The organism is Geobacillus sp. PK12, from assembly GCF_004123125.1.
GTDB lineage: Bacteria > Bacillota > Bacilli > Bacillales > Anoxybacillaceae > Geobacillus > Geobacillus zalihae.
Map to the genome: position 1 here is coordinate 36,588 of NZ_SDKL01000013.1, position 23,265 is coordinate 59,852.

A 23,265-nucleotide genomic window follows, 5' to 3' on the forward strand; every position below is an offset into this window, starting at 1 on the left:
AAACAAACGTTAAAATTCGCTATGATGGGAAAAGCAAATGGAAAGGCGGGTGTCCGGCATGCTTCACTACTTTTTGCCAAGCCAGTTTGCCAAGCGTGTGATCGACATTACTCCGGATGAGCTGAAACAAAAAGGGGTCAAAGGGATCATCACTGATTTGGACAATACGCTTGTTGAATGGGATCGGCCGAGCGCCACCCCGGAGCTGGCCGCATGGTTTGATGCGATGAAGCAGGCGGGCATTAAGGTCGTCATCGTATCGAATAATAATCAACAACGCGTGCAGTCGTTTGCGGAGCCGCTTGGCATCCCGTTCATCTTTGAAGCGCGCAAACCGCTGACACGCGCGTTTTTGCAGGCATTAAAGATGATGGAGCTTAAGAAAGAGGAAGTCGTCGTCATCGGCGATCAGTTGCTGACGGATGTGCTTGGGGGCAACCGGCTCGGACTAAACACGATTTTAGTCGTCCCGGTCGCCCAGACGGACGGATTATGGACGCGTTTCAATCGAAAAATGGAGCGGAGAATTTTAAAGGTGATGCGCAAAAAAGGGATGATTTACTGGGAGGAATGATCGTGGAGCCACAACTGCGTTGCATCGGCTGCGGAGCGGCCATTCAGTTTGACGATCCGAAAAAGGCGGGCTATGCGCCGAAAAGCGTGCTCGAAAAAGACGAGGAAGAAATCATTTGCCAGCGCTGCTTCCGCTTGAAACATTACAACGAAGTGCAAGACGTGCCGCTTGATGACAGCGATTTTTTAAACATGCTGCACCGCATCGGGGAATCGAAGGCGCTTGTCGTCAACATCGTCGACATTTTCGATTTCAACGGCAGCTGGATTCCTGGCTTGCCGCGGTTTGCGGCCGAAAATCCGATTTTGCTTGTCGGCAACAAGGCGGATTTATTGCCGCGGTCGGTCAAATACCCGAAGCTGCTGCGCTGGATGCGCCGCATGGCGGAAGAGCTCGGGCTCTGTCCGGTTGACGTCTGCCTTGTCAGCGCAGCGAAAGGAATTGGCATGGCGAAGGTGATGGAAGCGATCAACCGCTACCGTGAGGGCGGCGATGTCTACGTCGTCGGCTGCACGAATGTCGGCAAGTCGACGTTCATCAATCGCATCATTGAAGAGGCGACCGGCAAAGGGAATGTGATTACCACGTCATATTTCCCGGGGACGACACTCGATATGATCGAAATTCCGCTTGAGAGTGGAGCGACGTTGTATGATACGCCAGGGATTATCAACCATCACCAAATGGCGCACTTTGTTGATGCGCGCGATTTGAAGATCATTACGCCGAAGCGGGAAATCCATCCGCGCGTTTATCAGCTCAACGAAGGGCAGACGCTCTTTTTCGGAGGCTTGGCCCGCCTCGATTACATCAAAGGCGGGCGCCGCTCGTTCGTCTGCTACATGGCCAATGAGTTGACGGTTCATCGGACGAAGTTGGAAAAAGCCGACTCCCTTTATGCCAATCAGCTTGGCGATTTGCTGTCGCCGCCAAACAAACGCTATGCCGCTGAATTTCCGCCGCTTGTGCCGCGCTCGCTGTCTGTCAAAGAGCGGAAGACAGACATCGTCTTTTCCGGACTCGGCTGGGTGACGTGCAACGACCTGGGTGCTCAGCTTGTCGTCCATGCTCCAAAAGGGGTCGACGTATTTATCCGTCAATCGTTGATTTAATGGAAAGCGGGAGGAGGAGAAACGTGGAAAAGGTATACGGGTTGATTGGGTTTCCCGTCGAGCACTCGCTGTCGCCGCTCATGCATAATGATGCATTCGCCCGTTTGGGCATTCCGGCGCGCTATCATTTGTTTTCCGTCGAACCGGGGCAAGTCGGTGCGGCGATCGCTGGCGTGCGGGCGCTCGGCATCGCCGGGGTGAACGTGACGATTCCGCACAAACTGGCGGTCATTCCGTTTTTGGACGAAGTGGACGAGCAGGCGCGCCGCATCGGGGCGGTCAATACGATCGTCAACGACAACGGCCGGCTCGTCGGCTATAATACGGACGGACCTGGCTACGTCAAGGCGCTCGAGGAGGAAATGGACGTCAGTCTCGACGGCAAGCGGATTTTGGTGATCGGCGCTGGCGGCGGGGCGCGCGGCATTTACTTTTCGTTGCTGTCGACGGCAGCCGAGCGCATCGATATGGCCAACCGGACGGTGGAAAAAGCGGAGCGGCTCGTCCGCGAAGGGGGGGATGGCCGCTCGGCGTATTTTTCGCTCGCCGAGGCGGAAACGCGGCTTGACGAATACGATATTATTATCAATACCACTTCTGTCGGCATGCATCCGCGTGTCGAGGTGCAGCCGCTTTCTCTTGAACGGCTGCGGCCAGGGGTGATCGTTTCCGATATTATTTACAATCCACTGGAAACAAAATGGCTGAAAGAAGCGAAAGCCCGCGGCGCCCGTGTGCAAAACGGCGTCGGCATGCTCGTATACCAAGGGGTGCTGGCGTTCGAAAAGTGGACCGGCCAATGGCCGGATGTCAACCGGATGAAACAGCTTGTCATCGAAGCGTTAAGGAGGTAACATATGCTAACGGGAAAACAAAAACGGTTTTTGCGCGCTCAAGCCCATCATTTGAAAACGATTTTTCAAGTCGGCAAAGGCGGCGTGACGGAAGCGATGACCGAACAAATTGCGGCGGCGCTCGAAGCGCGCGAGCTGTTGAAAGTGAGCGTGTTGCAAAACTGCGAAGAAGACCGCTACACCGTCGCCGAGCAGCTCGCGGCTGGAACGGGGGCGGAAGTCGTGCAAGTGATCGGCAATACGATCGTCTTATACAAAGAATCGAAGGAGCATAAACAAATCGTTCTGCCTGATTGACAATGGGAGCAGCCACGGCAGGCGGCGGGAGGAAAGAAGATGGGAAAAATCGGGGTTTTCGGCGGCACGTTTGATCCGCCTCATTACGGTCATTTGCTCATGGCGAATGAAGTGCTTGACGCCCTTCAGTTGTCAGAAATTTGGTTTCTGCCCAACCGCCTTCCTCCCCATAAGCAGCACGAACAAGTGACCAAAAGCGAAGACCGGCTGCGCATGCTCGAGTTGGCAGTGGCTGGCCATCCGCGCTTTCATATTGAGACGATCGAACTCGAGCGGGAAGGGCCTTCGTATACGTACGATACGATCCGGCAGCTTGTCGCGATGCATCCTGATGACGAATTTTATTTCATCATCGGCGCCGATATGGTCGAATATTTGCCGAATTGGCACCGCATCGATGAGCTCATCGAGTTGGTGACGTTTGTTGGCGTCAAGCGGCCGGGGTTTTCCATGGAAACGCCGTATCCGGTCGTCGAGGTGGAGGTGCCGCAGTTTGCCGTCTCTTCGTCGCTTATCCGCCAGCGGGTGCAAAACGGGCAGACGATCCGCTACCTCGTGCCGGAAGGTGTGAGACTTTATATTGAGGAGAAGGGATTATATGGAGCGAGAACAGGCGTTGCTGATTGTGAAACAACAGTTGACGGAGCAGCGCTACGAGCATACGCTTGGCGTTGTCGAAACGGCCGTTAAGCTAGCCAACCAGTATGGCGCCGACGTCAAAAAAGCGGAATTGGCCGCCATTTTCCATGACTATGCGAAATTCCGCCCGGTTGAAGAAATGAAACAAATCATTTTGGCGCAAAATATGCCCAACGATTTGCTTGCTTACAACAGTGAGCTATGGCATGCGCCCGTTGGCGCCTATTTGGTGCAGACAGAAGTCGGCATCAACGATCCAGAGGTGCTGGATGCCATTCGCTACCATACGTCGGGAAGGGCTGGAATGACGGTGCTTGAAAAAATTATTTATTTGGCCGACTATATGGAACCAGGGCGCCGCTTCCCGGGCGTTGACGACGTACGGCGCTTGGCGGAAGAAGACCTCAACCGGGCGCTGTTGCAGGCGGTGAAAAATACGATCGCGTTTTTGCTTGAGAAGCGCCAGCTCATTTATCCAGATACGATTCATGCGTACAATTCACTCATGCGTGAAGTGAAGGGGGAAGCAAAACGGTGACGGAACAAGAGGCGTTGCAGCTTGTCGTCCGCGCGGCGGATGATAAAAAGGCGGAAAACATTGTCGTCTTGAACATGAAAGGCATTTCGCTTGTCGCCGATTATTTTGTCATTTGCCATGGCAATTCGGACAAACAAGTGCAGGCCATCGCCCGCGAAATTCAAGACCAAGCGGAAGAACACGGCTTAGCGGTGAAGAGGGTTGAAGGATTCCAGGAGGCGAAATGGGTGCTTGTCGATTTGGGCGACATCGTTGTGCATGTTTTTGCCAAAGAGGAGCGCGAGTATTACAACCTCGAACGGCTTTGGGGGGACGCCCCGACGGAAGACGTCGCGGCTGTGCTGCAGCCATGACCTATGCTCGTTTCGCCGATTGGTACGATGCGCTCATGGCCGAGGCGCCGTATGATGCATGGCAATCGTTTGTGGAACGGGCATTCGCCCAATACACCAAACGGCCGGGGAGACGGGTCATTGACATCGGCTGCGGGACGGGAGAGCTTGCCATCCGCCTTGCCAAGGCCGGATGGCAAGTATCCGGCGTTGATCTCTCTGAACATATGCTCGCCGTCGCCCAGGCGAAAGCCGAAGCGGCGGGAGTGGAGGTGCCGTTTTTCGAACAAAACATGGCGGAGCTCGACGGGTTTTCTGATCTCGATGGCGCCTTCCTGTTTTGCGATGCTCTCAACTATTTAACGGATGAAGAGGATGTGAAGCGGACGTTCGCCGCCGTCTCCCGCGCCCTTGGCGGCGGCGGGCTGCTTTTGTTTGATGTCCATTCGGTCTACAAAATGGACGTCCTGTTCCGCGACGCCGTGTTTGCGGACCAGGATGACGACCTCAGCTACATATGGACGTGCCATCCGCTTGACTGGCCGCACAGCGTCGGGCACGAACTGACGTTTTTCGTCCGCCGCGGCGATCTTTATGAGCGCTATGACGAATGGCATGAACAGCGCACGTTCGAGCGCGCTGTCTATGAGCGATGGCTCGATTCCGCTGGCTTTGAGGTGCTCGAGGTGACCGCCGATTTCACCAATGCGCCCCCGACCGAGACGGCGGAACGGTTGTTTTTCGTCGCGCGGAAGAGGTGAGGGGCGTGTGGTGAGGGACCTTAGCAGCCAAAAAAGATGCTGTTGCAAGAGGTTGATGGAACATCACTGAAAGTGGGGAAAGAAAAAAGAGCCGGAGGGGCTCTTTTTTTATGCGCATGTGGAAAAGAAGGGGGGGAATGTATGGCCAAACGTTGCGATCGACGCGATTGACGGCTGGGAAATTGAAAAAGATGTGTGAGTTAGAAGGATTATGAAGATATTGGTCGAAATAAATAAATATAAGGCAAATGTCCTAAGAGAAAATGTCTGATGGGGGTCGAATTGAAAATGAATGATGTTTATGCTCATACGCCACGGGAATTTTGAAATAGAAGACATGCCAAGCCCAAAGAGGATCGTATCGAACAGCAATGGAAACAGCACGGTTCTTATTGGCTCAACGCCATCCCAATGATTTACATAATCCGAATATATTTCAGGAATATTTCCTCTATCTTGCCGCACATATCATCGGCATTTTGTATTGCACCCATCCAAAAGGGATGGGTGAGGATTGAAACATCAATATCTCCTCGCAAATGCCGGGCTAATAATCGATTGCACCCAGCCAAAAGGCTGGGTGAGGATTGCAACATTATCTCCTAGCTGAAGGTTCAAGGGATATCTTTTTTGCAAAACAAAGCAGGAATTTCCCTTTCTGCGTCGAATGAAACCTATGAAAATTGTTGCTTCACCTTCTCCACATCTTCTTTAAACTTCTCATGTGTTTTCGCCAGCACTTCTTCAAAGACGCCGTTCATTCGTTGTTCCAACACAGCGATTCCTTCCCCGGTAATGCCGCCTTTGACGCATACTTTTTCCTGCAACGTTGGCAATGTGTACAGATTCCGCTTGAGCAGTTCCCCAAGACCGATGATCATATCGGTCGCCAGCATCGTCGCCTGTTCCTTCGTGATGGCGGTTTTGGCCGCTGCGGCGTCGATGAAGCGCTGAAGCAAATAGCTGAAAAACGCCGGGCCGCAGCTTGAGATGTCGGAGGCGACGCGGGTGATGGCCTCGTCGATGTACACCGGCGAGGCGATGCGCCGGAGAAGATCATCGATCGTTTGCCGGCAGGCGGTCGAACAGCGTGATCCGAAGGTGACAAGGATGCTGCCGGAGAGCGCCCGGTTTGCAATGCTCGGAATGGCGCGCACGACTTGGCAAGGGACGGCTGCTTCAAGCTGTTTTACGCTGATCGGGCTTGTGATCGACACAAGGCAATGCTCCCTTGTCCAGTGCGGGGCCAGTTGCTGCAATAATGGATGGATGTCGAGTGGCTTGACGCATAAAAAAACGAGACTGGATTGTTTGACGACTTCAGCCGCGTTGGCAGCCACCGTGATGCCGGGATATGTGCGTTGTATGGCAAACGCTTTTGCAAGCGTGCGGTTCGTGATGACGAGCTGATCCGCTTTCACGGCGCCGGAGTCGAGGAACGCTTCGATTAAGATGGTGCCCATATTCCCCGTGCCGATGACGCCGATGTTCATGTGTCGTCCCCCCTCCCGGTTTTGGTTTGCCGGAACTCTCTTTTTCGATATGTATGAGAAAAAGGCTCGGTTTATGACTTGAGATGGAAAGGATGGGATCGTATGTGGGAGCATGTGCAGGAGCTTGGCAAACGGTATGGGAAAGTAGGGATGTTCTTGTTGTTTGCTGCGGCGGCGGGGTTATGGGTGTTTCGTCATCCGACGGATGAAAAGGGGCAAGTCGTCTTGCCGGCGGCGGCTGAAACGGATGCCTCCCGGACGGAAGAAAAAAAGGACGAGGCGTCAAAAACCGCTGTGGTGGATGTGAAAGGGGCGGTCGCGAAACCAGGAGTGTACGAGGTGGCGGCGGACGCCCGCGTTCGCGATGTCATCGCCCTCGCCGGTGGATTGACGGACGAGGCGGATGAAACGAAAGTCAATCTGGCGGCAAAAGTGCGCGATGAAATGATGATTTACGTGCCGAAAAAAGGCGAGGCCGCAGCGGCGTCAAATGCCACTTTTACGTCTCTGAACGATGGGGCTCGGGACGGGACGCAAGTGGCGGTCAATATGGCGACGGAAGAGGAATTGATGCAGCTTCCCGGCATCGGACCGGCGAAGGCAAAAGCGATCATCGCCTATCGCGAAGAACACGGGCCGTTTCGGCGGGTGGAGGATTTGTTGAATGTAACCGGAATTGGCGAAAAAACGCTGGAGAAATTGAAGCCGTATTTGCTTGTGCCGTAAGCGAGGCGGGGGAGCGCAATGATTCTCGTTTATGGGCGGATCAAGGCTGTTGCAGACGTTTTTCGGCGTTGACGGGGGAAGGAGGCGGCGGGTAGACTAAAAGCATGGAAACGAGCGGAGGGATGGAAAATGGAACGCATCACATGGGATCAATACTTTATGGCGCAAAGCCATTTGCTCGCGCTGCGCAGCACGTGCACAAGGCTCGCCGTCGGAGCGACGATTGTGCGCGATAAGCGCATCATCGCCGGCGGGTACAACGGCTCGATCGCCGGCGGCGCCCATTGCACCGATGAAGGGTGCTACGTGATTGACGGCCATTGTGTACGGACGATCCATGCGGAAATGAATGCCATTTTGCAATGCGCCAAGTTCGGCGTCCCGACCGAGGGGGCCGAGATGTATGTCACCCATTTTCCGTGCTTGCATTGTTGCAAGGCGATCATTCAAAGCGGCATCCGCGCTGTCTATTACGCCCAAGACTACAAAAACCACCCGTACGCCTTGGAGCTGTTTGCTCAAGCTGGCGTCCGGCTCGTGCAAGTGCCGCTGAAAACGGATGTGTTTGCCTTTCTTGCCAGCGGCGGAGGTGAAGCATGAAGGGACAAGCCGTCTATCCCGCCGCGGCGGCGCTTTTGGCCGTCGCGGCGGCCTCGCCGTCCCAAACCGCCTGTCTTCTCCTCGTTGTGTATCTCCTTCTTCTTTTCATCCGCCGGCCGCACTGTTTCCTTCCTGCTCTCGTTGCAGCTCTCTTCTTTTTTGTCTATTTTCTCATCATTGATCATCATAACAAAACTTCCCTTTCCGGCGGCCGTCATTCGCTTTCCGTTCGTTTTTCCGCCGCGCCGGCGATCGACGGCGATCGATTGCAGGCGGCGGTGCAAGCTGGCAAGGAGCGGGTGCAGCTCCGTTACATCATTCGGACGGCTGCGGAAAAAGAAGCGCTGCGTGCGCACCTCATGCCTGGGGTCGTGTGCCGGCTAAAGGGAACGCTCGAGCGCCCCATGCCAGCTGGCAATCCGTATGCGTTTGATTACCGCCTTTATTTGCGCCGCCACCGCATTCATTGGCTCTTTCTCCCTGAGGCGATCGATCTTTCTGCTTGCGTGCGCGTCCGTCCCGCCATCATCGAACGGCTTGAAGCCATTCGCGAGGCTGGCGTCCGCCGCATTGAAGCCCGGTTTCCGCCGGAAGCGGCCGGCATCGCCGCTGCGCTCATTTATGGCGAACGCCGCTCGTTGGACGAGGAAGTGATTAGCGGTTACCAGCAGCTCGGGATCATCCATTTGTTGGCCATTTCCGGCGGCCATGTCACCCTGCTTGTCAGTGCTGCGTTGGCCGCTGCCATTCGGTTTGTGACGCGCGAAGCGGCCGTGCTTGCTTTGCTCGTTTTCTTGCCTATGTATGCGGTGCTCGCCAGCGCTTCGCCGTCGGTGCTGCGCGCTTGTGCGACCGGGATGATTGTGTTGGCCATCCAGTGGAAAAAAGGAAGGATCCATCCGCTGGATGCGTTGAGTTGGACAGCGCTTGCCCTGCTCGTCTTTGACCCCTATATGGTTTGGGATGTCGGTTTTCAACTATCGTTTCTTGTCACGTTTGCCCTTCTCGCCCATGTATCGGTGCTCGCCTCTGCTCGTTCGATGCTCCAAAACTTGTTTCAGACCGCGCTCGCCGCTCAGCTTGCCGCGCTGCCGGTTTTGCTTTACCATTTTTATGAAGTTTCTGTTTGGAGCGTAGGACTCAATGTCTTCTTTGTCCCTTGGTATTCATTTGTCATCTTGCCACTCGCTTTTCTATCCGCAGTTTTTCCCTTTTCTCCGCTCATTTGGCTGTTTAGCCGTCTCATTGAGCTGACGGATGCGGTTGTCCATTTTTTCTCGGTCGATTACTCGTTTATGCTTGTGCTCGGCCGTCCGGGGCCGTGGTGCTTAGCTGGTTATCTGACAGCCATCGCGGCGGCGTTTTTGGATTGGGAACGCGGCCGCCTGATCCGCGGATTGACAGCGGTGGCGGCGGCGACGGCGCTGCATATGGCTTCTCCGTATATGAATCCAAAGGGAGAAGTAACGATATTGGATGTTGGACAAGGAGACTGCATTTATATTGAGCTTCCGCATCGCAAAGCAGTCTATCTCATTGACACGGGCGGGACGCCGGAATGGGCGCGCGAACCGTGGCGCAAGCGGTCGCGTCCGTTTTCTGTCGGCCGCGACGTTGTCGTGCCGTTTTTAAAAGCCCAAGGGGTGAGGACGCTTGATCAGCTGATTTTGACGCACGATGATGCCGACCATATCGGGTCTGCTCCCGAGGTGATGGCAGCCGTGCGCGTTAAGAAGATTGTCACAAGCCCAGGAGCGCTGCCGGCCGTCAAGGCGATGGCGCGCCCGTTTTCCGTGCCGGTGGCCGCCAGCGTGCGGGGGGATCGGTGGAAGGTGGGGGATGCCGCGTTTTCCGTATTGCACCCGGAGGCGGGAAACAATGAGGATAATAACGGCTCGCTTGTATTGCTCGCCCGCCTCGGCCGCTTGACATGGCTGTTTGCTGCGGATATCGAGGAAGAGGCGGAACAGGCGCTCATCCGCGCTTATCCGACGCTGCGTGTCGATGTATTGAAAGTCGCCCACCACGGCAGCAAAACGTCGACAACAGAGCCGTTTTTGCGGACGGTCAAGCCGCGAGCGGCCATCATTTCCGTCGGCCGCTACAATCGCTACGGGCATCCGTCCCCCGAGGTGCTTATGCGGCTTGGGCAACAACGGGCGATCATTTGGCGGACGGATGAAAACGGGGCCATTTGCTATGTGTATGACGAAAACGGTGGAACCTTTCAGGTGATGAAACCATAAGATGTAGTGCACAAAAAAACGGAACGTTTCAGCCAAAACAAAAAATAAGGATTGCTTATGTAAGCAATCCTTATCGACCGAAAAATTCGATCAATGTGGCGATGATGAACATGGTAGCGAAAAAGCCGAACGACACGATGAATCCGACGGCGGAATCGACGGCGTCATTTCGTTGGCTTTGCACTTCCTTTTCAAATACGTTCATCGTTTTCCCCCTCCTCGTTCAATCATTTTTAGTATAGACGAAAACGCGCGAAAAATCTACCGCCGCTCGCTTCTTTTCCTTCCTTGACAACAGTTGACACAAATACTTTCAAACAGCTGGGAAAACATAAAAATAACCCGCTGGCCAATAAGGTCCTAGGACTTATAGGCTGGCGTTTATATAAAGGGGAACCGGTTTTTTCGGCAGCCGGTTCCCTTGTAAAATGGCGAAAAACGGTGTATCTTTTCTAGCAGAGACTTTCGCTTGGAAATGGAGACGGGAACATGTTGGAACGCGTATGGGGAAACATTGAAAAACGGCGTTTTTCTCCTCTTTATTTATTATACGGCAATGAGCCGTTTTTATTAATGGAAACGTATGAGCGATTGGTGAACGCAGCGCTTGGCCCGGAGGAGCGGGAGTGGAACTTGGCTGTGTACGACTGCGAGGAAACGCCGGTCGAGGCGGCGCTTGCGGAAGCGGAGACGGCGCCGTTTTTTGGCGAGCGGCGTGTCATTCTCATCAAGCATCCATATTTTTTTACGTCTGAAAAAGAGAAGGAGATCGAACATGATTTGGCGAAGCTGGAGGCGTACTTGAAGGCGCCGTCGCCGTTTTCGATCGTCGTCTTTTTCGCGCCGTACGAGAAGCTTGATGAGCGAAAAAAAATGACGAAGCTCGCCAAAGAGCAAAGCGAAGTCGTCATCGCCGCCCCGCTCGCCGAAGCGGAGCTGCGGGCTTGGGTGCGGCGCCGCATCGAGAGCCAAGGGGCGCAAGCAAGCGACGAGGCGATTGATGTCCTGTTGCGGCGGGCCGGGACGCAGCTTTCCGCCTTGGCGAATGAAATCGATAAATTGGCCCTGTTTGCCGGATCGGGCGGAACCATCGAGGCGGCGGCGGTTGAACGGCTTGTCGCCCGCACGCCGGAAGAAAACGTATTTGTGCTTGTCGAGCAAGTGGCGAAGCGCGACATTCCAGCGGCGTTGCAGACGTTTTATGATCTGCTTGAAAACAATGAAGAGCCGATCAAAATTTTGGCGCTGCTCGCCGCCCATTTCCGCTTGCTTTCGCAAGTGAAATGGCTTGCCTCCTTAGGCTACGGGCAGGCGCAAATTGCTGCGGCGCTCAAGGTGCACCCGTTCCGCGTCAAGCTCGCTCTTGCTCAAGCGGCCCGCTTCGCTGACGGAGAGCTTGCTGAGGCGATCAACGAGCTCGCTGACGCCGATTACGAGGTGAAAAGCGGAGCGGTCGATCGCCGGTTGGCCGTTGAGCTGCTTCTGATGCGCTGGGGCACCCGCCCGGCGCAAGCGGGGCGCCACGGCCGGCGGTGAAGCGATCGCCCGGCCGTTTGCCGTGAACATAAAGAAAAACAAAAAAACGACCTGGCGCCAGGTCGTTTTTGATTAGGAAGCTTGGATGCTGTTCAATTTTTTCGCTAAGCGCGATTTTTGCCGGCTGGCGGCGTTTTTATGGATAAGGCCTTTGCTTGCAGCTTTGTCTAATTTTTTCGACGCAATAATGAACGCCTCGCGCGCTTTTTCCACGTCTTTCAATTCAACAAGCGCTTCAAATTTTTTGATCGCCGTACGCATGGCCGATTTCATCGAGGCGTTGTGAGCCCGGCGCTTTTCGCTCGTTTTCGCGCGTTTGATCGCTGATTTGATGTTAGCCACGTTCGTTCACCTCCGTTACCGTTCCTATTTCTGTTGTGAACAACAGGAAGAACAAGTGTTATTCTATCAAACGTGTTTGGATTATGCAAGAGTGTTCAAGCGAAAATCCTTTACGAAACATGAATGACCGGGCCTGATTGCGGCGACAATAAAAGAAAACGGCAGAAATGGGGAGGAACGACATGGAACAGCCGCTCGATTTACGCCAGTACTCGGTGCGCACGGATTTAGCGATCGAAGCGCATGAGATCGCACTCGAGGAGCGCTTGCAGCAAAAACAAGAAAGCGCCGCGCCGATTGAGGGGGTCATCATTCATGACGAGGAGATCAACGGCGTCAAGCTGTCGCATGTGCATGTCACGGAACAAGGAGCGGCCTCGATCGGCAAAAAGCCGGGCCACTACGTGACGATTGAAGCGCAAGGCATCCGCGAACAAAACACCGAGCTGCAGCAAAACGTGCAGCGCATTTTTTCCGAGCAGCTCAGCGCCTTTTTCAAGCGGCTCCGCATCCCCGATCAAGCGAGCTGCTTGATCGTCGGGCTCGGCAACCAAAACGTCACCCCGGACGCGCTCGGGCCGCTCACGGTGGAAAACGTGCTTGTCACCCGTCATTTGTTCCAGCTGCAGCCGGAAAGCGTCGAGGAAGGCTTCCGGCCGGTGAGCGCCCTTGCTCCGGGGGTGATGGGGACGACCGGGATTGAAACGAGCGACATTATCGACGGCGTCGTCCGGAAAACAAAGCCGGATTTTGTCATTGTGATTGACGCCTTGGCTGCCCGCTCGATCGAACGGGTCAACGCGACGATTCAAATTTCTGACACCGGCATCCATCCTGGCTCCGGGGTCGGCAACAAGCGGAAAGAGTTAAGCTATGAAACGCTTGGCATTCCGGTCATTTCGATCGGCGTTCCGACGGTTGTCGATGCGGTCTCCATCACGAGCGACACGATCGATTTCATTTTGAAGCACTTCGGCCGCGAAATGCGCGAAGGGAAACGGCCGTCAAGCGCGCTCGCTCCGGCGGGCTGGACGTTTGGGCGCAAACGAAAATTGACGGAACAAGACATGCCGTCGCCGCAAGAACGGTCGACGTTTCTTGGCATGGTCGGCACGCTTGGCGATGAAGAAAAGCGGCGTCTCATCTATGAAGTGCTCGCCCCGCTCGGGCATAATTTGATGGTGACTCCAAAAGAGATCGATTCGTTTATCGGCGATATGGCCAACTTATTAGCCGGCGGCTTGAATGCGGCGCTGCATCGGCAAGTCGACCAAGGCAATGTCGGCTCCTACACCCATTAAACAAAAAACAGTTCTATCTTTTCCCGCTTGGCCATACGTTAAACTGAGGAGACAAGCCGGGAAAGGGTGGGAATATGAAACGATGGCGCTCCCCAAACGTCATGATCGCGATTCCAGGAGCCAGCATAAAGAAACTGTTGATGCTCATCATCCTTGGCTGCATGATGATGTTTATGCTTGTCGGAGCGCTCACATCGCTGCGGCCGGAATACCGTCCGTCGTCATCATCGCTGAACGATATGGCGGCCCATTTTCCGGAAGAGACGTTCATTCGTCTGTTCGCCTTGGAAAATCGATATTTTGCGCAGCTGCTGCCGAAAGATCGGCGGCAGACGAATTACTCATCGCTATTGTTCCGCCTGGCGACGAGCATCAATCCCGATGACCCGCGCAGCCTGCTTGGCAGCGAGCTGCCGGGCTTTGCCCTTTATGACAGCAAAATTCTCATCGCTGGTGAAGGAACGGATTATACGAACATGCCATACGAATCAGCGCCGCCGCTTGAGGCGATGCTTGCGGAACGGCAAGCCTCGGTCGATGAACTCGAACAAGCAAACAAGAACGAAGATGAAAAACCGGTTCCCCCGCCATCGCAGACGACCGGAGGGAAAAAAGTGGTCTACATTTACAATACCCATACGCATGAGTCGTTTTTGCCGGCGCTCAAAGGGGTCACTGACCCGGATTTGGCGTTTCACCCGACGGTCAACATCACAAAAGTGGGGGAAAAGTTAGCGGAAGAACTGGAAAAGCGCGGCATCGGGGCTGAAGTGAGCAAAATCGACATTGTCAGCGAATTGTTAAAGAAAGGGATGAAATACTCCCAATCGTATGATATGTCCCGCCAAACAGTGGTCGCAGCAATGAAGCAAAATCGTGACTTGCACTACTTCATCGATATCCATCGCGATTCGCGGCGGCGGAACTATACGACGGCTACGATCAACGGCGTTGATTATGCGCGTGTCGCATTCATTATTGGCGGAGAAAACGCGACATACGAGAAAAACTTGCAGCTGGCTACCGCGTTGCATCAGTTGCTGCAAAAGAAATATCCAGGGTTGAGCCGCGGGGTGATCGAGAAAAAAGGAGCCGGGACGAACGGCAAGTTTAATCAAGATTTATCGGAAAACGCGATTTTAATTGAAGTCGGCGGTGTTGACAATACGTTTACGGAGTTGTTTCGTTCCGTGTCGGCGCTCGCTGACGTATTCAGCGACTATTATTGGCAGGCGGAAAAAGTCGAAGCGCCGGCTCCGGCGGAGAAAAAGTAAAGGAGCGTCACTATGGCACGATGGTTCATCCGCTTTACTCTAGCGATCTTTCTTCTTTTTTTCGGCGTGTTGTTTGGCATGCAAGAGGCGCATCGCGGCATGGAACGGATGCGCGGTTATGCCGATCCGTCGTTTCCATCCGTCATCGATATGAAAAAAAGGGAAAATGGTGAGGTGGAAGCGGCGGTGTTTGGCCGGCCGGTCGTTGCTGGAGATTTAGGAGAAAAGCAAGAAACGATTCGCGAGCTGAAAACGTTCAACTTGTTCTCTAGGCTCGGCCAACTTTTTGCCGATGCTGTCACCGCGCTCATGGAAATGCTGTTTTCGCTCGTCGGCCGGGTGTTGGACTAGCCCGTTCATGTGCGGACGAAACAGGAACGTGCCGTCACAATGGCGGCTTTTTCTTTTTTACGCCGTCCGCCGGCTGGAGCACAAAGTGCTGCGCTTTCCATATTGTCGATTGTTTTCTTGGCGCGGCTCTTTCTGTTTCGCGTCTTTCCGGAAAGCTCGAACGGCGGCTTGGCTTTTCGTTCATCATTGAATCTTCTTCGCGCTGTTGCTATAATCAAAGCTAGTGTAGTTTTGCGAAGAAGCAGGAGTGAGAGACGATGAACCGGGAAGAACGGTTGAAACGGCAGGAACGGATCCGCAATTTTTCGATTATTGCCCACATTGACCACGGAAAATCGACGCTGGCGGACCGCATTTTGGAAAAAACGGGGGCGTTGTCGGAGCGCGAATTGCGCGAGCAGACGCTCGATACGATGGAGCTTGAGCGCGAGCGCGGCATCACGATTAAATTGAATGCGGTCCAGTTGACATATAGAGCGAAAAATGGCGAAGAGTACATTTTCCATTTGATCGACACGCCGGGCCATGTCGACTTTACGTACGAAGTGTCGCGCAGTTTGGCTGCCTGCGAAGGGGCGATTTTGGTCGTCGATGCGGCGCAAGGCATTGAAGCGCAGACGCTCGCCAACGTGTATTTGGCGATCGACAATAATTTGGAAATTTTGCCGGTCATTAACAAAATCGATTTACCAAGCGCCGAACCGGAGCGTGTGCGTCAAGAAATTGAGGATGTCATCGGCTTGGACGCCTCTGACGCGGTGCTTGCTTCGGCCAAAGTCGGCATCGGCATCGAAGAAATTTTGGAAAAAATCGTCGAAAAAATTCCGGCTCCCTCGGGAGATCCGGATGCGCCGCTGAAAGCGCTCATTTTTGATTCCCTTTATGACCCGTACCGCGGCGTTGTCGCCTATGTCCGCGTCGTCGACGGAACGGTGAAGCCGGGACAGCGCATTAAAATGATGTCGACCGGCAAAGAGTTTGAAGTGACGGAAGTCGGCGTGTTCACGCCGAAGCAAAAAGTCGTCGACGAATTGACGGTCGGTGATGTCGGCTATTTGACTGCCTCGATTAAAAACGTGAAAGATACGCGCGTCGGCGATACGATCACCGATGCCGAACGGCCGGCAGCTGAACCGCTCCCGGGCTATCGGAAGCTCAATCCGATGGTGTTTTGCGGGATGTATCCGATCGATACGGCGCGCTACAACGATTTGCGCGAGGCGCTCGAGAAGCTGCAATTGAACGATGCGGCGCTCCACTTTGAGCCGGAAACGTCGCAGGCGCTTGGGTTCGGCTTTCGCTGTGGATTTCTCGGCTTGCTTCATATGGAAATCATCCAAGAGCGGCTCGAGCGCGAATTTCATATCGATTTGATCACGACCGCGCCGAGCGTCGTTTACAAGGTGCATTTGACCGACGGAACGGAAGTTGACGTCGACAACCCGACGAACATGCCCGACCCGCAAAAAATCGACCGCATTGAAGAGCCGTATGTGAAAGCGACGATCATGGTGCCAAACGACTATGTCGGGCCGGTGATGGAGCTGTGTCAAGGAAAGCGCGGCACGTTTGTCGATATGCAATATTTGGATGAAAAGCGCGTCATGCTCATTTACGATATTCCGCTCTCCGAGATCGTCTACGACTTTTTCGACGCTTTAAAGTCGAACACAAAAGGGTACGCGTCATTCGACTACGAATTGATCGGCTACCGGCCGTCCAATCTCGTCAAGATGGATATTTTGCTAAACGGCGAAAAAATCGATGCCTTATCGTTTATCGTTCATCGCGACTCTGCGTACGAGCGCGGCAAAGCGATCGTTGAAAAGCTGAAAGATTTGATTCCACGCCAGCAATTTGAAGTGCCGGTGCAGGCGGCGATCGGCAACAAGGTCATCGCCCGTTCGACAATCAAAGCGTTGCGCAAAAACGTGCTCGCAAAATGTTACGGCGGCGACGTGTCGCGGAAGCGGAAGCTGCTTGAGAAGCAAAAAGAAGGAAAGAAGCGGATGAAACAAATCGGGTCGGTCGAAGTGCCGCAAGAAGCGTTTATGGCCGTCTTGAAAATCGACGACCAGAAAAAATAACGAGCAAGGCTGTCTCCGTTGGGGATAGCCTTGTTTGTTTCCTGCGGCGCCGCCGGCTGAAAGGAGGAGGACCGATGGCCGTTTCAGCGTATTTTCATATTCCATTTTGCGCCCATATTTGCCATTATTGCGATTTTAACAAAGTATTCGCCGCCGGCCAGCCGATTGACGACTATTTGCGGGCGATGGACAAAGAAATGGCGTGGACGGCGGCGGAATTTGGCAGCCAACTCAAGACGCTGTTTATCGGCGGCGGTACGCCGACGGTGCTTGAGCCGACGCAGCTCGGCTGTTTGCTTGCGAGCATCCACCGCCATTTTCAGTTTGACCCACAAACGGCCGAATTTACCGTCGAAGCCAACCCGGACGGCTTGACGAAAGAAAAGCTCGCTATTTTGCGCGATGCCGGAGTGAATCGGCTGAGCCTGGGGGTGCAGACATTTGACGATCAGCTTCTGCAAACGATCGGCCGCACGCACCGGCGAGGCGACGTCATACGGGCTGTAGCGTTGGCCAGAGAAGTCGGGTTTCAGAACATCAGCATTGATGTCATGTACGGTTTGCCGGGGCAGACGCTTGAGCAGTTTACGGCCGATTTAGAAGCGGCGTTTTCGCTTCATGTGCCGCATCTTTCTGCTTATTCCCTCATTTTGGAGCCAAGGACGATTTTTTATAACGAATGGCGGAAAGGGCGGCTCCGTCTACCGGGCGAAGAGATGGAAGCCGAGATGTACGAAGCGGCGATGGAGCAGATGGCTGCCGCTGGCTATCGGCAATACGAAATCAGCAACTATGCTTTGCCGGGATTTGAAAGCCGGCACAACTTGACGTACTGGAACAATGAGGAGTACTACGGCATCGGCGCTGGGGCGCACAGCTATATCGATGGGGTGCGGCGGGCGAATATCGGCCCCATCCGGCATTACATCAGCGCGATCGAACGCGGCCAATGGCCGCACCGCGATGTGCGCCGCTTGACCGTTCGCGAGCAGATGGAAGAGGAAATGTTTTTAGGGCTGCGCAAGACGGAAGGGGTGTCCAAAGTCTGCTTTCGGCAAAAGTTCGGCCGCGACCTCCATGACATATTTGGCGCGGCGATCCGCCGGGAAATCGAAAACGGACGCCTCGAGGAAACGGAGACTCACATCCGCTTGACAAAACGGGGCAAGCTGCTCGGCAATGAAGTGTTTGCCGCGTTCCTTTGCGAAATGTAAACATTGACATTTGCCGGGCGATTTGCTACCCTAGTAGTAGATTTAGCACTCGAATTGTTCGAGTGCTAACAGAGGTGAGACACGTGCTAACGGACCGCCAACTGCTGATTTTGCAGGTGATTATCGACGATTTCATTCGTTCTGGGCAGCCGGTCGGTTCGCGGACGTTATCGAAAAAGCATCAAATCGCGTTCAGCTCGGCGACGATCCGCAATGAGATGGCGGATTTGGAGGAGCTCGGCTATATTGAAAAAACGCACATTTCTTCCGGCCGTGTGCCGTCGGAAAAAGGGTACCGCTACTACGTCGACCATTTGCTGCCGCCGCAGCGGCTGACAAGGGCGGACATTCAAAAAATCCGCTCTGTGTTTGCTGAGCGCATCTATGAGCTGGAAAAACTGATGCAAAAGTCAGCGCAAATTTTATCCGAGCTGACGAACTATACATCCATTGCGCTCGGGCCGACGTTTAAAGAAAGCAAACTGAAGCGGATGCAAATCGTTCCGCTCAACGAGCAGACAGCTGTCGCCATCGTCGTGACGGACACCGGCCATGTTGAAAACCGGGTCGTGACGATTCCGTCATCAATGGACGCAGGCGACCTCGAAAAAATGGTCAACATTTTCAACGAGCGGCTCGCCGGCGTTCCGCTCATGGATTTGAAAGAAAAAATGGAGACGGAAGTGGCCGACGTAATGCGCCGGCACATCCGCAACTACGACAGCGTGCTCAATACGCTCATGGAGACGCTCGATGCCCCTGAAGAAGAAAAAGTGTTTTTCGCTGGCAAGGCGAATATGCTCAACCAGCCGGAGTTCAGCGACATCCAAAAAGTGCGCCCGCTTCTGGACATCATTGAGCAGGAAAAAGACATTTATCGCCTGCTCCGCAAGCAAACCCAAAAAGGAGTGCGGGTTTCGATCGGGCATGAAAACGAACTGCGCGGCATGGAAAACTGCAGCTTGATTACAGCGACCTATTCGGTCGGCGATGAGCCGCTCGGGGCGATCGCGATTCTTGGTCCAACGCGCATGGAATACTCGCGCGTCATCACGGTCTTAAACCGTGTCGCTTCCGATTTGTCGGCCGCGCTCGCGAAATGGTATCAAAGTCAATAAGAATGGCCATATTGGATAACGGATGGATCGCGCATCCATCCTTTCCTTGTGGCCATTGATACATAAAAGGGAAGAGCCCCGGCAGGGAGGTGAAAGCGATGGAGCAAGGAGAAAAACAAGTGATGGAACAAGCTACATACGATGAGCCGGAGCGGGAGCAACCGATCGAGGAAAAAGCCGCCCCGCAGCCCGAGGGGGAATCAGGCGGCGTTCCGCTTGAAGAGGCCGGTGGGGAGGAAGCGGCGGAGCCGGCGGAAAAAGCGCCAACGGCCGAGGAGTTGGCGGCGGCCAAGGCGCAGATCGCCGAATTGAAAGCGAAGCTTTCAGAGATGGAACACCGGTATCTCCGCCTGTACGCCGATTTTGAAAACTTCCGCCGCCGGACGCGCCAGGAGATGGAAGCGGCTGAAAAATACCGCGCCCAAAGCTTGGCGAGCGATTTGCTTCCGGTGCTTGACAACTTTGAACGCGCGTTGAAAATAGAGACGGACAACGAACAGGCGAAATCGATTTTGCAAGGGATGGAAATGGTGTACCGGTCGCTTGTTGACGCCTTGAAGAAAGAAGGCGTCGAGGCGATCGAGGCGGTCGGAAAGCCGTTTGACCCTTATTTGCACCAAGCCGTCATGCAGGCGGAAGCGGAAGGCTATGAGCCGAACACGGTTGTTGAGGAGCTGCAAAAAGGTTATAAGCTGAAAGACCGCGTGCTGCGGCCCGCCATGGTCAAAGTAAGCCAATAAACGGAAACGGAGGGTGATCAGTGATGAGCAAAATTATCGGCATCGACTTAGGAACGACGAACTCTTGCGTCGCCGTGTTAGAAGGCGGCGAAGTGAAAGTCATTCCGAATCCGGAAGGAAACCGCACGACCCCGTCGGTCGTCGCGTTTAAAAACGGCGAACGCCTAGTCGGCGAAGTCGCCAAACGGCAAGCGATCACGAACCCGAACACGATCATCTCGATCAAGCGCCATATGGGGACGGATTACAAAGTCGAAATCGAAGGGAAGCAATATACGCCGCAAGAAATTTCGGCGATCATTTTGCAATACTTGAAGTCGTACGCCGAAGACTATTTGGGCGAGCCGGTGACGCGTGCGGTCATCACGGTGCCGGCGTATTTCAACGACGCCCAGCGCCAAGCGACGAAAGACGCCGGCCGCATCGCCGGCCTCGAAGTCGAGCGCATCATCAACGAGCCGACGGCCGCGGCGCTTGCTTACGGCCTTGATAAAGAAGAAGACCAAACGATTCTCGTCTATGACTTAGGCGGCGGGACGTTTGACGTCTCGATTTTGGAGCTTGGCGACGGCGTGTTTGAAGTGAAGGCGACGGCCGGCGACAACCATTTGGGCGGCGACGACTTCGACCAAGTGATCATCGATTATTTGGTCAATCAGTTCAAGCAAGAGCACGGCATCGATTTGTCGAAAGACAAAATGGCGCTCCAACGCTTGAAAGATGCCGCGGAAAAAGCGAAAAAAGAGCTGTCCGGCGTCACGCAGACACAAATCTCGCTTCCGTTTATCAGCGCCAATGAAAACGGTCCGCTCCATTTGGAAATGACGTTGACAAGAGCGAAATTTGAAGAGTTGTCCGCCCACCTCGTCGAGCGGACGATGGGGCCGGTCCGCCAGGCGCTTCAAGACGCCGGCTTGACGCCAGCCGATATTGATAAAGTCATTTTGGTCGGCGGTTCGACGCGCATTCCAGCTGTCCAAGAAGCGATCAAGCGCGAGCTTGGCAAAGAGCCGCACAAAGGCGTCAACCCGGACGAAGTCGTTGCCATCGGTGCGGCGATCCAGGGCGGGGTGATCGCCGGCGAAGTGAAAGATGTCGTCCTGCTTGACGTGACCCCGCTTTCGCTTGGCATTGAAACGATGGGCGGCGTATTTACGAAACTGATCGAACGGAACACGACGATCCCGACAAGCAAATCGCAAGTGTTCACAACGGCGGCTGACAATCAAACGACGGTCGACATTCACGTCTTGCAAGGAGAGCGCCCGATGGCGGCGGACAACAAATCGCTCGGCCGCTTTCAGCTGACCGGCATTCCGCCGGCGCCGCGCGGCGTGCCGCAAATTGAAGTGACGTTTGATATTGACGCCAACGGCATCGTTCACGTGCGCGCCAAAGATTTAGGAACGAACAAAGAGCAGTCGATTACGATCAAATCGTCGTCCGGCCTGTCGGAAGAAGAAATTCAGCGCATGATTAAAGAAGCGGAAGAAAACGCCGAAGCCGACCGTAAGCGGAAAGAAGCCGCCGAGTTGCGCAACGAAGCCGACCAGCTCATTTTCATGACCGACAAAACGTTAAAAGAAGTCGAAGGAAAAGTGAGCGCCGATGAGATCAAGAAGGCGCAGGATGCGAAAGAGGCGTTGAAAGCGGCGCTCGAGAAAAACGACATCGACGACATCCGCAAGAAAAAAGACGCGCTGCAAGAAGCGGTGCAGCAGCTGTCGATCAAGCTGTATGAACAAGCAGCGAAACAGGCGCAAAGTGCAGGATCGCAAGGCGGCGCTGCCAATCATAAAGACAACGTGGTGGACGCCGAGTTTGAAGAAGTGAACGACGATAAATAATGCAACCGAAAGTCAAAGTCAGGCCTGCCTTGGCTTTGACTTTTTTTCTAGCATTGACATATTGCCTTGCCGCAGAGGGAAATGATAAAATTAAATTTATGTGAGTGAATCGGGAGTGGATGATCAACGATGGCGAAGCGCGATTATTACGAGATTCTCGGCGTCAGCAAAAACGCGACGAAAGACGAGATCAAAAAAGCGTATCGAAAGCTTTCGAAGCAGTATCATCCAGATGTGAACAAAGCCCCGGACGCCGCGGAGAAGTTTAAGGAAATTAAAGAGGCGTACGAAGTGTTAAGCGATGATGAAAAGCGGGCCCGCTACGACCGCTTCGGCCATGCCGACCCGAACGAAACGTTTGGCGGCGGCGGATTCCAAGGCGGAGGGTTTGATTTCGGCGGCTTTAGCGGCTTTGGCGGTTTTGAAGATATTTTTGAAACGTTTTTCGGCGCCGGTCCGCGCAGGCGGACGAGCGGTCCGCGCAAAGGCGCGGATGTCGAGTATATGATGACGCTTACGTTTGAAGAAGCGGCGTTCGGAAAAGAAACGGAAATTGAAATTCCGCGGGAAGAGACGTGCGACACGTGCCAGGGCAGCGGAGCGAAACCGGGCACAAGCCCGACGTCTTGTCCGCATTGCCACGGCAGCGGGCAAGTGACAAGCGAACAAGCGACGCCATTTGGCCGCATCGTCAACCGCCGGACATGTCCCGTCTGCGGCGGCACGGGCCGGTACATTCCGGAGAAATGCCCAACGTGCGGCGGCACGGGACGCGTCAAACGGCGGAAAAAAATTCACGTCAAAATTCCAGCCGGCGTCGACGACGGCCAGCAGCTGCGCGTCGCCGGCCAAGGGGAGCCAGGGGTCAATGGCGGGCCGCCGGGCGATTTGTACATCATCTTCCGAGTCGAACCACATGAGTTTTTCAAACGCGACGGCGACGATATTTATTGCGAAGTGCCGTTGTCGTTCGCCCAGGCGGCGCTCGGCGATGAGATCGAAGTGCCGACGCTCCATGGCCATGTAAAGCTGAAAATCCCGGCCGGCACGCAAACGGGCACGCGCTTCCGCTTGAAGGGAAAAGGGGTGCCGAACGTGCGCGGCTACGGCCAAGGCGATCAGCACGTCATTGTCCGCGTTGTGACGCCGACGAAGCTGACCGAAAAGCAAAAGCAGCTGTTGCGCGAGTTTGATCGGCTCGGCGGAGACACGATGCACGACGGGCCGCACGACCGTTTTTTTGAGAAAGTCAAAAAGGCGTTTAAAGGAGAAGCGTAAGCGCG

General features: G+C 54.5%; 24 protein-coding genes. 21 read left to right on the forward strand and 3 right to left on the reverse strand.

Annotated elements, in window-relative coordinates; all coding sequences use genetic code 11:
* Positions 1-58 precede the first annotated feature (58 nt).
* Genes ETR37_RS06280 through ETR37_RS06315 form a run of 8 tightly spaced genes read left to right on the forward strand, consistent with a single transcriptional unit; the run spans position 59 to position 5,107 of the window.
* The gene (locus tag ETR37_RS06280) at positions 59-574 is read left to right on the forward strand and encodes a YqeG family HAD IIIA-type phosphatase (protein WP_013144682.1); all 516 of its coding nucleotides are present in this window, start codon (positions 59-61) and stop codon (positions 572-574) included.
* Positions 575-576: 2 nt separating this feature from the next.
* Positions 577-1,686 (forward strand): ribosome biogenesis GTPase YqeH, encoded by a 1,110-nt coding sequence (gene yqeH / locus ETR37_RS06285; protein WP_129447047.1) that lies wholly within the window; start codon positions 577-579, stop codon positions 1,684-1,686.
* 23 nt (positions 1,687-1,709) lie between these two features.
* Entirely contained in the window at positions 1,710-2,540 is an 831-nt protein-coding gene (gene aroE, locus ETR37_RS06290) for a shikimate dehydrogenase (RefSeq protein ID WP_033006017.1), read from the forward strand.
* A gap of 3 nt (positions 2,541-2,543) precedes the next feature.
* Complete coding sequence (gene yhbY, locus ETR37_RS06295; RefSeq protein ID WP_129447048.1) at positions 2,544-2,837, forward strand: ribosome assembly RNA-binding protein YhbY; 294 nt, start codon at positions 2,544-2,546, stop codon at positions 2,835-2,837.
* Positions 2,838-2,876: 39 nt separating this feature from the next.
* Positions 2,877-3,527: a nicotinate-nucleotide adenylyltransferase gene (locus ETR37_RS06300; protein WP_129447049.1), complete on the forward strand. Its 651-nt coding sequence runs from the start codon at positions 2,877-2,879 to the stop codon at positions 3,525-3,527.
* Complete coding sequence (yqeK, locus tag ETR37_RS06305) at positions 3,436-4,014, forward strand: bis(5'-nucleosyl)-tetraphosphatase (symmetrical) YqeK (protein WP_060787718.1); 579 nt, start codon at positions 3,436-3,438, stop codon at positions 4,012-4,014. Before ETR37_RS06300 ends, yqeK begins: the two co-directional genes overlap by 92 nt.
* Positions 4,011-4,367: a ribosome silencing factor gene (rsfS, locus tag ETR37_RS06310; RefSeq protein ID WP_013144688.1), complete on the forward strand. Its 357-nt coding sequence runs from the start codon at positions 4,011-4,013 to the stop codon at positions 4,365-4,367. Before yqeK ends, rsfS begins: the two co-directional genes overlap by 4 nt.
* Positions 4,364-5,107: a class I SAM-dependent DNA methyltransferase gene (locus ETR37_RS06315; RefSeq protein WP_033006019.1), complete on the forward strand. Its 744-nt coding sequence runs from the start codon at positions 4,364-4,366 to the stop codon at positions 5,105-5,107. Before rsfS ends, ETR37_RS06315 begins: the two co-directional genes overlap by 4 nt.
* 674 nt (positions 5,108-5,781) lie before the next feature.
* Here the strand turns inward: ETR37_RS06315 and comER are convergent.
* Positions 5,782-6,600, reverse strand: coding sequence for a late competence protein ComER (gene comER, locus ETR37_RS06320; RefSeq protein WP_020755678.1), 819 nt, complete (start codon positions 6,598-6,600; stop codon positions 5,782-5,784).
* A gap of 102 nt (positions 6,601-6,702) precedes the next feature.
* On the opposite strand from comER, the gene ETR37_RS06325 reads away from it, so the two are divergent.
* The 3 genes from ETR37_RS06325 to ETR37_RS06335 all read left to right on the forward strand — a co-directional run bounded on the left by ETR37_RS06325 (position 6,703) and on the right by ETR37_RS06335 (position 10,172).
* Positions 6,703-7,326: a helix-hairpin-helix domain-containing protein gene (locus ETR37_RS06325; RefSeq protein ID WP_081132442.1), complete on the forward strand. Its 624-nt coding sequence runs from the start codon at positions 6,703-6,705 to the stop codon at positions 7,324-7,326.
* Between the two features lie 129 nt (positions 7,327-7,455).
* A complete protein-coding gene (locus ETR37_RS06330) occupies positions 7,456-7,926 on the forward strand; it encodes a ComE operon protein 2 (protein WP_020755680.1) in 471 nt (156 codons plus the stop codon).
* Positions 7,923-10,172 (forward strand): DNA internalization-related competence protein ComEC/Rec2, encoded by a 2,250-nt coding sequence (locus ETR37_RS06335; RefSeq protein WP_129447050.1) that lies wholly within the window; start codon positions 7,923-7,925, stop codon positions 10,170-10,172. The genes ETR37_RS06330 and ETR37_RS06335 overlap by 4 nt, the downstream gene beginning before the upstream one ends.
* A 70-nt stretch (positions 10,173-10,242) precedes the next feature.
* On the opposite strand, the gene ETR37_RS06340 is transcribed toward ETR37_RS06335, so the two are convergent.
* On the reverse strand, positions 10,243-10,377 hold the full coding sequence (locus ETR37_RS06340; RefSeq protein ID WP_011231993.1) for a YqzM family protein: 135 nt from the start codon (positions 10,375-10,377) through the stop codon (positions 10,243-10,245).
* Positions 10,378-10,661: 284 nt separating this feature from the next.
* On the opposite strand from ETR37_RS06340, the gene holA reads away from it, so the two are divergent.
* Positions 10,662-11,708 (forward strand): DNA polymerase III subunit delta, encoded by a 1,047-nt coding sequence (gene holA, locus ETR37_RS06345; RefSeq protein ID WP_129447051.1) that lies wholly within the window; start codon positions 10,662-10,664, stop codon positions 11,706-11,708.
* Positions 11,709-11,780: 72 nt separating this feature from the next.
* Here holA and rpsT read toward each other — a convergent pair whose 3' ends face one another.
* A complete protein-coding gene (gene rpsT, locus ETR37_RS06350) occupies positions 11,781-12,050 on the reverse strand; it encodes a 30S ribosomal protein S20 (protein WP_011231991.1) in 270 nt (89 codons plus the stop codon).
* A gap of 182 nt (positions 12,051-12,232) precedes the next feature.
* On the opposite strand from rpsT, the gene gpr reads away from it, so the two are divergent.
* The 9 genes from gpr (at position 12,233) to dnaJ (ending at position 23,260) form a co-directional block, all read left to right on the forward strand.
* On the forward strand, positions 12,233-13,351 hold the full coding sequence (gpr, locus tag ETR37_RS06355) for a GPR endopeptidase (RefSeq protein WP_011231990.1): 1,119 nt from the start codon (positions 12,233-12,235) through the stop codon (positions 13,349-13,351).
* Between the two features lie 74 nt (positions 13,352-13,425).
* Entirely contained in the window at positions 13,426-14,625 is a 1,200-nt protein-coding gene (gene spoIIP / locus ETR37_RS06360) for a stage II sporulation protein P (RefSeq protein WP_020753789.1), read from the forward strand.
* Positions 14,626-14,637: 12 nt separating this feature from the next.
* The gene (locus ETR37_RS06365) at positions 14,638-14,976 is read left to right on the forward strand and encodes a YqxA family protein (protein WP_011231988.1); all 339 of its coding nucleotides are present in this window, start codon (positions 14,638-14,640) and stop codon (positions 14,974-14,976) included.
* Between the two features lie 257 nt (positions 14,977-15,233).
* The gene (gene lepA, locus ETR37_RS06375; protein ID WP_015375443.1) at positions 15,234-17,063 is read left to right on the forward strand and encodes a translation elongation factor 4; all 1,830 of its coding nucleotides are present in this window, start codon (positions 15,234-15,236) and stop codon (positions 17,061-17,063) included.
* 74 nt (positions 17,064-17,137) lie between these two features.
* Positions 17,138-18,277 carry a radical SAM family heme chaperone HemW gene (hemW, locus tag ETR37_RS06380; RefSeq protein ID WP_015375442.1) on the forward strand — a complete coding sequence of 380 codons (1,140 nt, stop codon included), beginning with the start codon at positions 17,138-17,140 and terminating at the stop codon, positions 18,275-18,277.
* Between the two features lie 83 nt (positions 18,278-18,360).
* The gene (gene hrcA / locus ETR37_RS06385; RefSeq protein WP_033004709.1) at positions 18,361-19,395 is read left to right on the forward strand and encodes a heat-inducible transcriptional repressor HrcA; all 1,035 of its coding nucleotides are present in this window, start codon (positions 18,361-18,363) and stop codon (positions 19,393-19,395) included.
* A 98-nt stretch (positions 19,396-19,493) separates the two neighbouring features.
* Positions 19,494-20,135, forward strand: a complete 642-nt coding sequence (gene grpE, locus ETR37_RS06390) for a nucleotide exchange factor GrpE (RefSeq protein WP_015375440.1) — start codon at positions 19,494-19,496, stop codon at positions 20,133-20,135.
* Positions 20,136-20,158: 23 nt separating this feature from the next.
* Complete coding sequence (gene dnaK / locus ETR37_RS06395; protein WP_011231983.1) at positions 20,159-21,982, forward strand: molecular chaperone DnaK; 1,824 nt, start codon at positions 20,159-20,161, stop codon at positions 21,980-21,982.
* 129 nt (positions 21,983-22,111) lie between these two features.
* On the forward strand, positions 22,112-23,260 hold the full coding sequence (gene dnaJ / locus ETR37_RS06400; protein WP_129447052.1) for a molecular chaperone DnaJ: 1,149 nt from the start codon (positions 22,112-22,114) through the stop codon (positions 23,258-23,260).
* The last annotated feature ends 5 nt before the right edge of the window (positions 23,261-23,265 follow it).

Bases quoted from the DNA above. Each gene is read 5' to 3' on its own strand.
- ETR37_RS06280 (WP_013144682.1), top strand. From the start codon at position 59: ATGCTTCACTACTTTTTGCCAAGCCAGTTTGCCAAGCGTGTGATCGAC.
- yhbY (WP_129447048.1), top strand. From the start codon at position 2,544: ATGCTAACGGGAAAACAAAAACGGTTTTTGCGCGCTCAAGCCCATCAT.
- ETR37_RS06300 (WP_129447049.1), top strand. From the start codon at position 2,877: ATGGGAAAAATCGGGGTTTTCGGCGGCACGTTTGATCCGCCTCATTAC.
- yqeK (WP_060787718.1), top strand. From the start codon at position 3,436: ATGGAGCGAGAACAGGCGTTGCTGATTGTGAAACAACAGTTGACGGAG.
- ETR37_RS06315 (WP_033006019.1), top strand. From the start codon at position 4,364: ATGACCTATGCTCGTTTCGCCGATTGGTACGATGCGCTCATGGCCGAG.
- comER (WP_020755678.1), bottom strand. From the start codon at position 6,600: ATGAACATCGGCGTCATCGGCACGGGGAATATGGGCACCATCTTAATC.
- ETR37_RS06325 (WP_081132442.1), top strand. From the start codon at position 6,703: ATGTGGGAGCATGTGCAGGAGCTTGGCAAACGGTATGGGAAAGTAGGG.
- ETR37_RS06330 (WP_020755680.1), top strand. From the start codon at position 7,456: ATGGAACGCATCACATGGGATCAATACTTTATGGCGCAAAGCCATTTG.
- ETR37_RS06335 (WP_129447050.1), top strand. From the start codon at position 7,923: ATGAAGGGACAAGCCGTCTATCCCGCCGCGGCGGCGCTTTTGGCCGTC.
- ETR37_RS06340 (WP_011231993.1), bottom strand. From the start codon at position 10,377: ATGAACGTATTTGAAAAGGAAGTGCAAAGCCAACGAAATGACGCCGTC.
- holA (WP_129447051.1), top strand. From the start codon at position 10,662: ATGTTGGAACGCGTATGGGGAAACATTGAAAAACGGCGTTTTTCTCCT.
- gpr (WP_011231990.1), top strand. From the start codon at position 12,233: ATGGAACAGCCGCTCGATTTACGCCAGTACTCGGTGCGCACGGATTTA.
- spoIIP (WP_020753789.1), top strand. From the start codon at position 13,426: ATGAAACGATGGCGCTCCCCAAACGTCATGATCGCGATTCCAGGAGCC.
- ETR37_RS06365 (WP_011231988.1), top strand. From the start codon at position 14,638: ATGGCACGATGGTTCATCCGCTTTACTCTAGCGATCTTTCTTCTTTTT.
- lepA (WP_015375443.1), top strand. From the start codon at position 15,234: ATGAACCGGGAAGAACGGTTGAAACGGCAGGAACGGATCCGCAATTTT.
- hemW (WP_015375442.1), top strand. From the start codon at position 17,138: ATGGCCGTTTCAGCGTATTTTCATATTCCATTTTGCGCCCATATTTGC.
- grpE (WP_015375440.1), top strand. From the start codon at position 19,494: ATGGAGCAAGGAGAAAAACAAGTGATGGAACAAGCTACATACGATGAG.
- dnaK (WP_011231983.1), top strand. From the start codon at position 20,159: ATGAGCAAAATTATCGGCATCGACTTAGGAACGACGAACTCTTGCGTC.
- dnaJ (WP_129447052.1), top strand. From the start codon at position 22,112: ATGGCGAAGCGCGATTATTACGAGATTCTCGGCGTCAGCAAAAACGCG.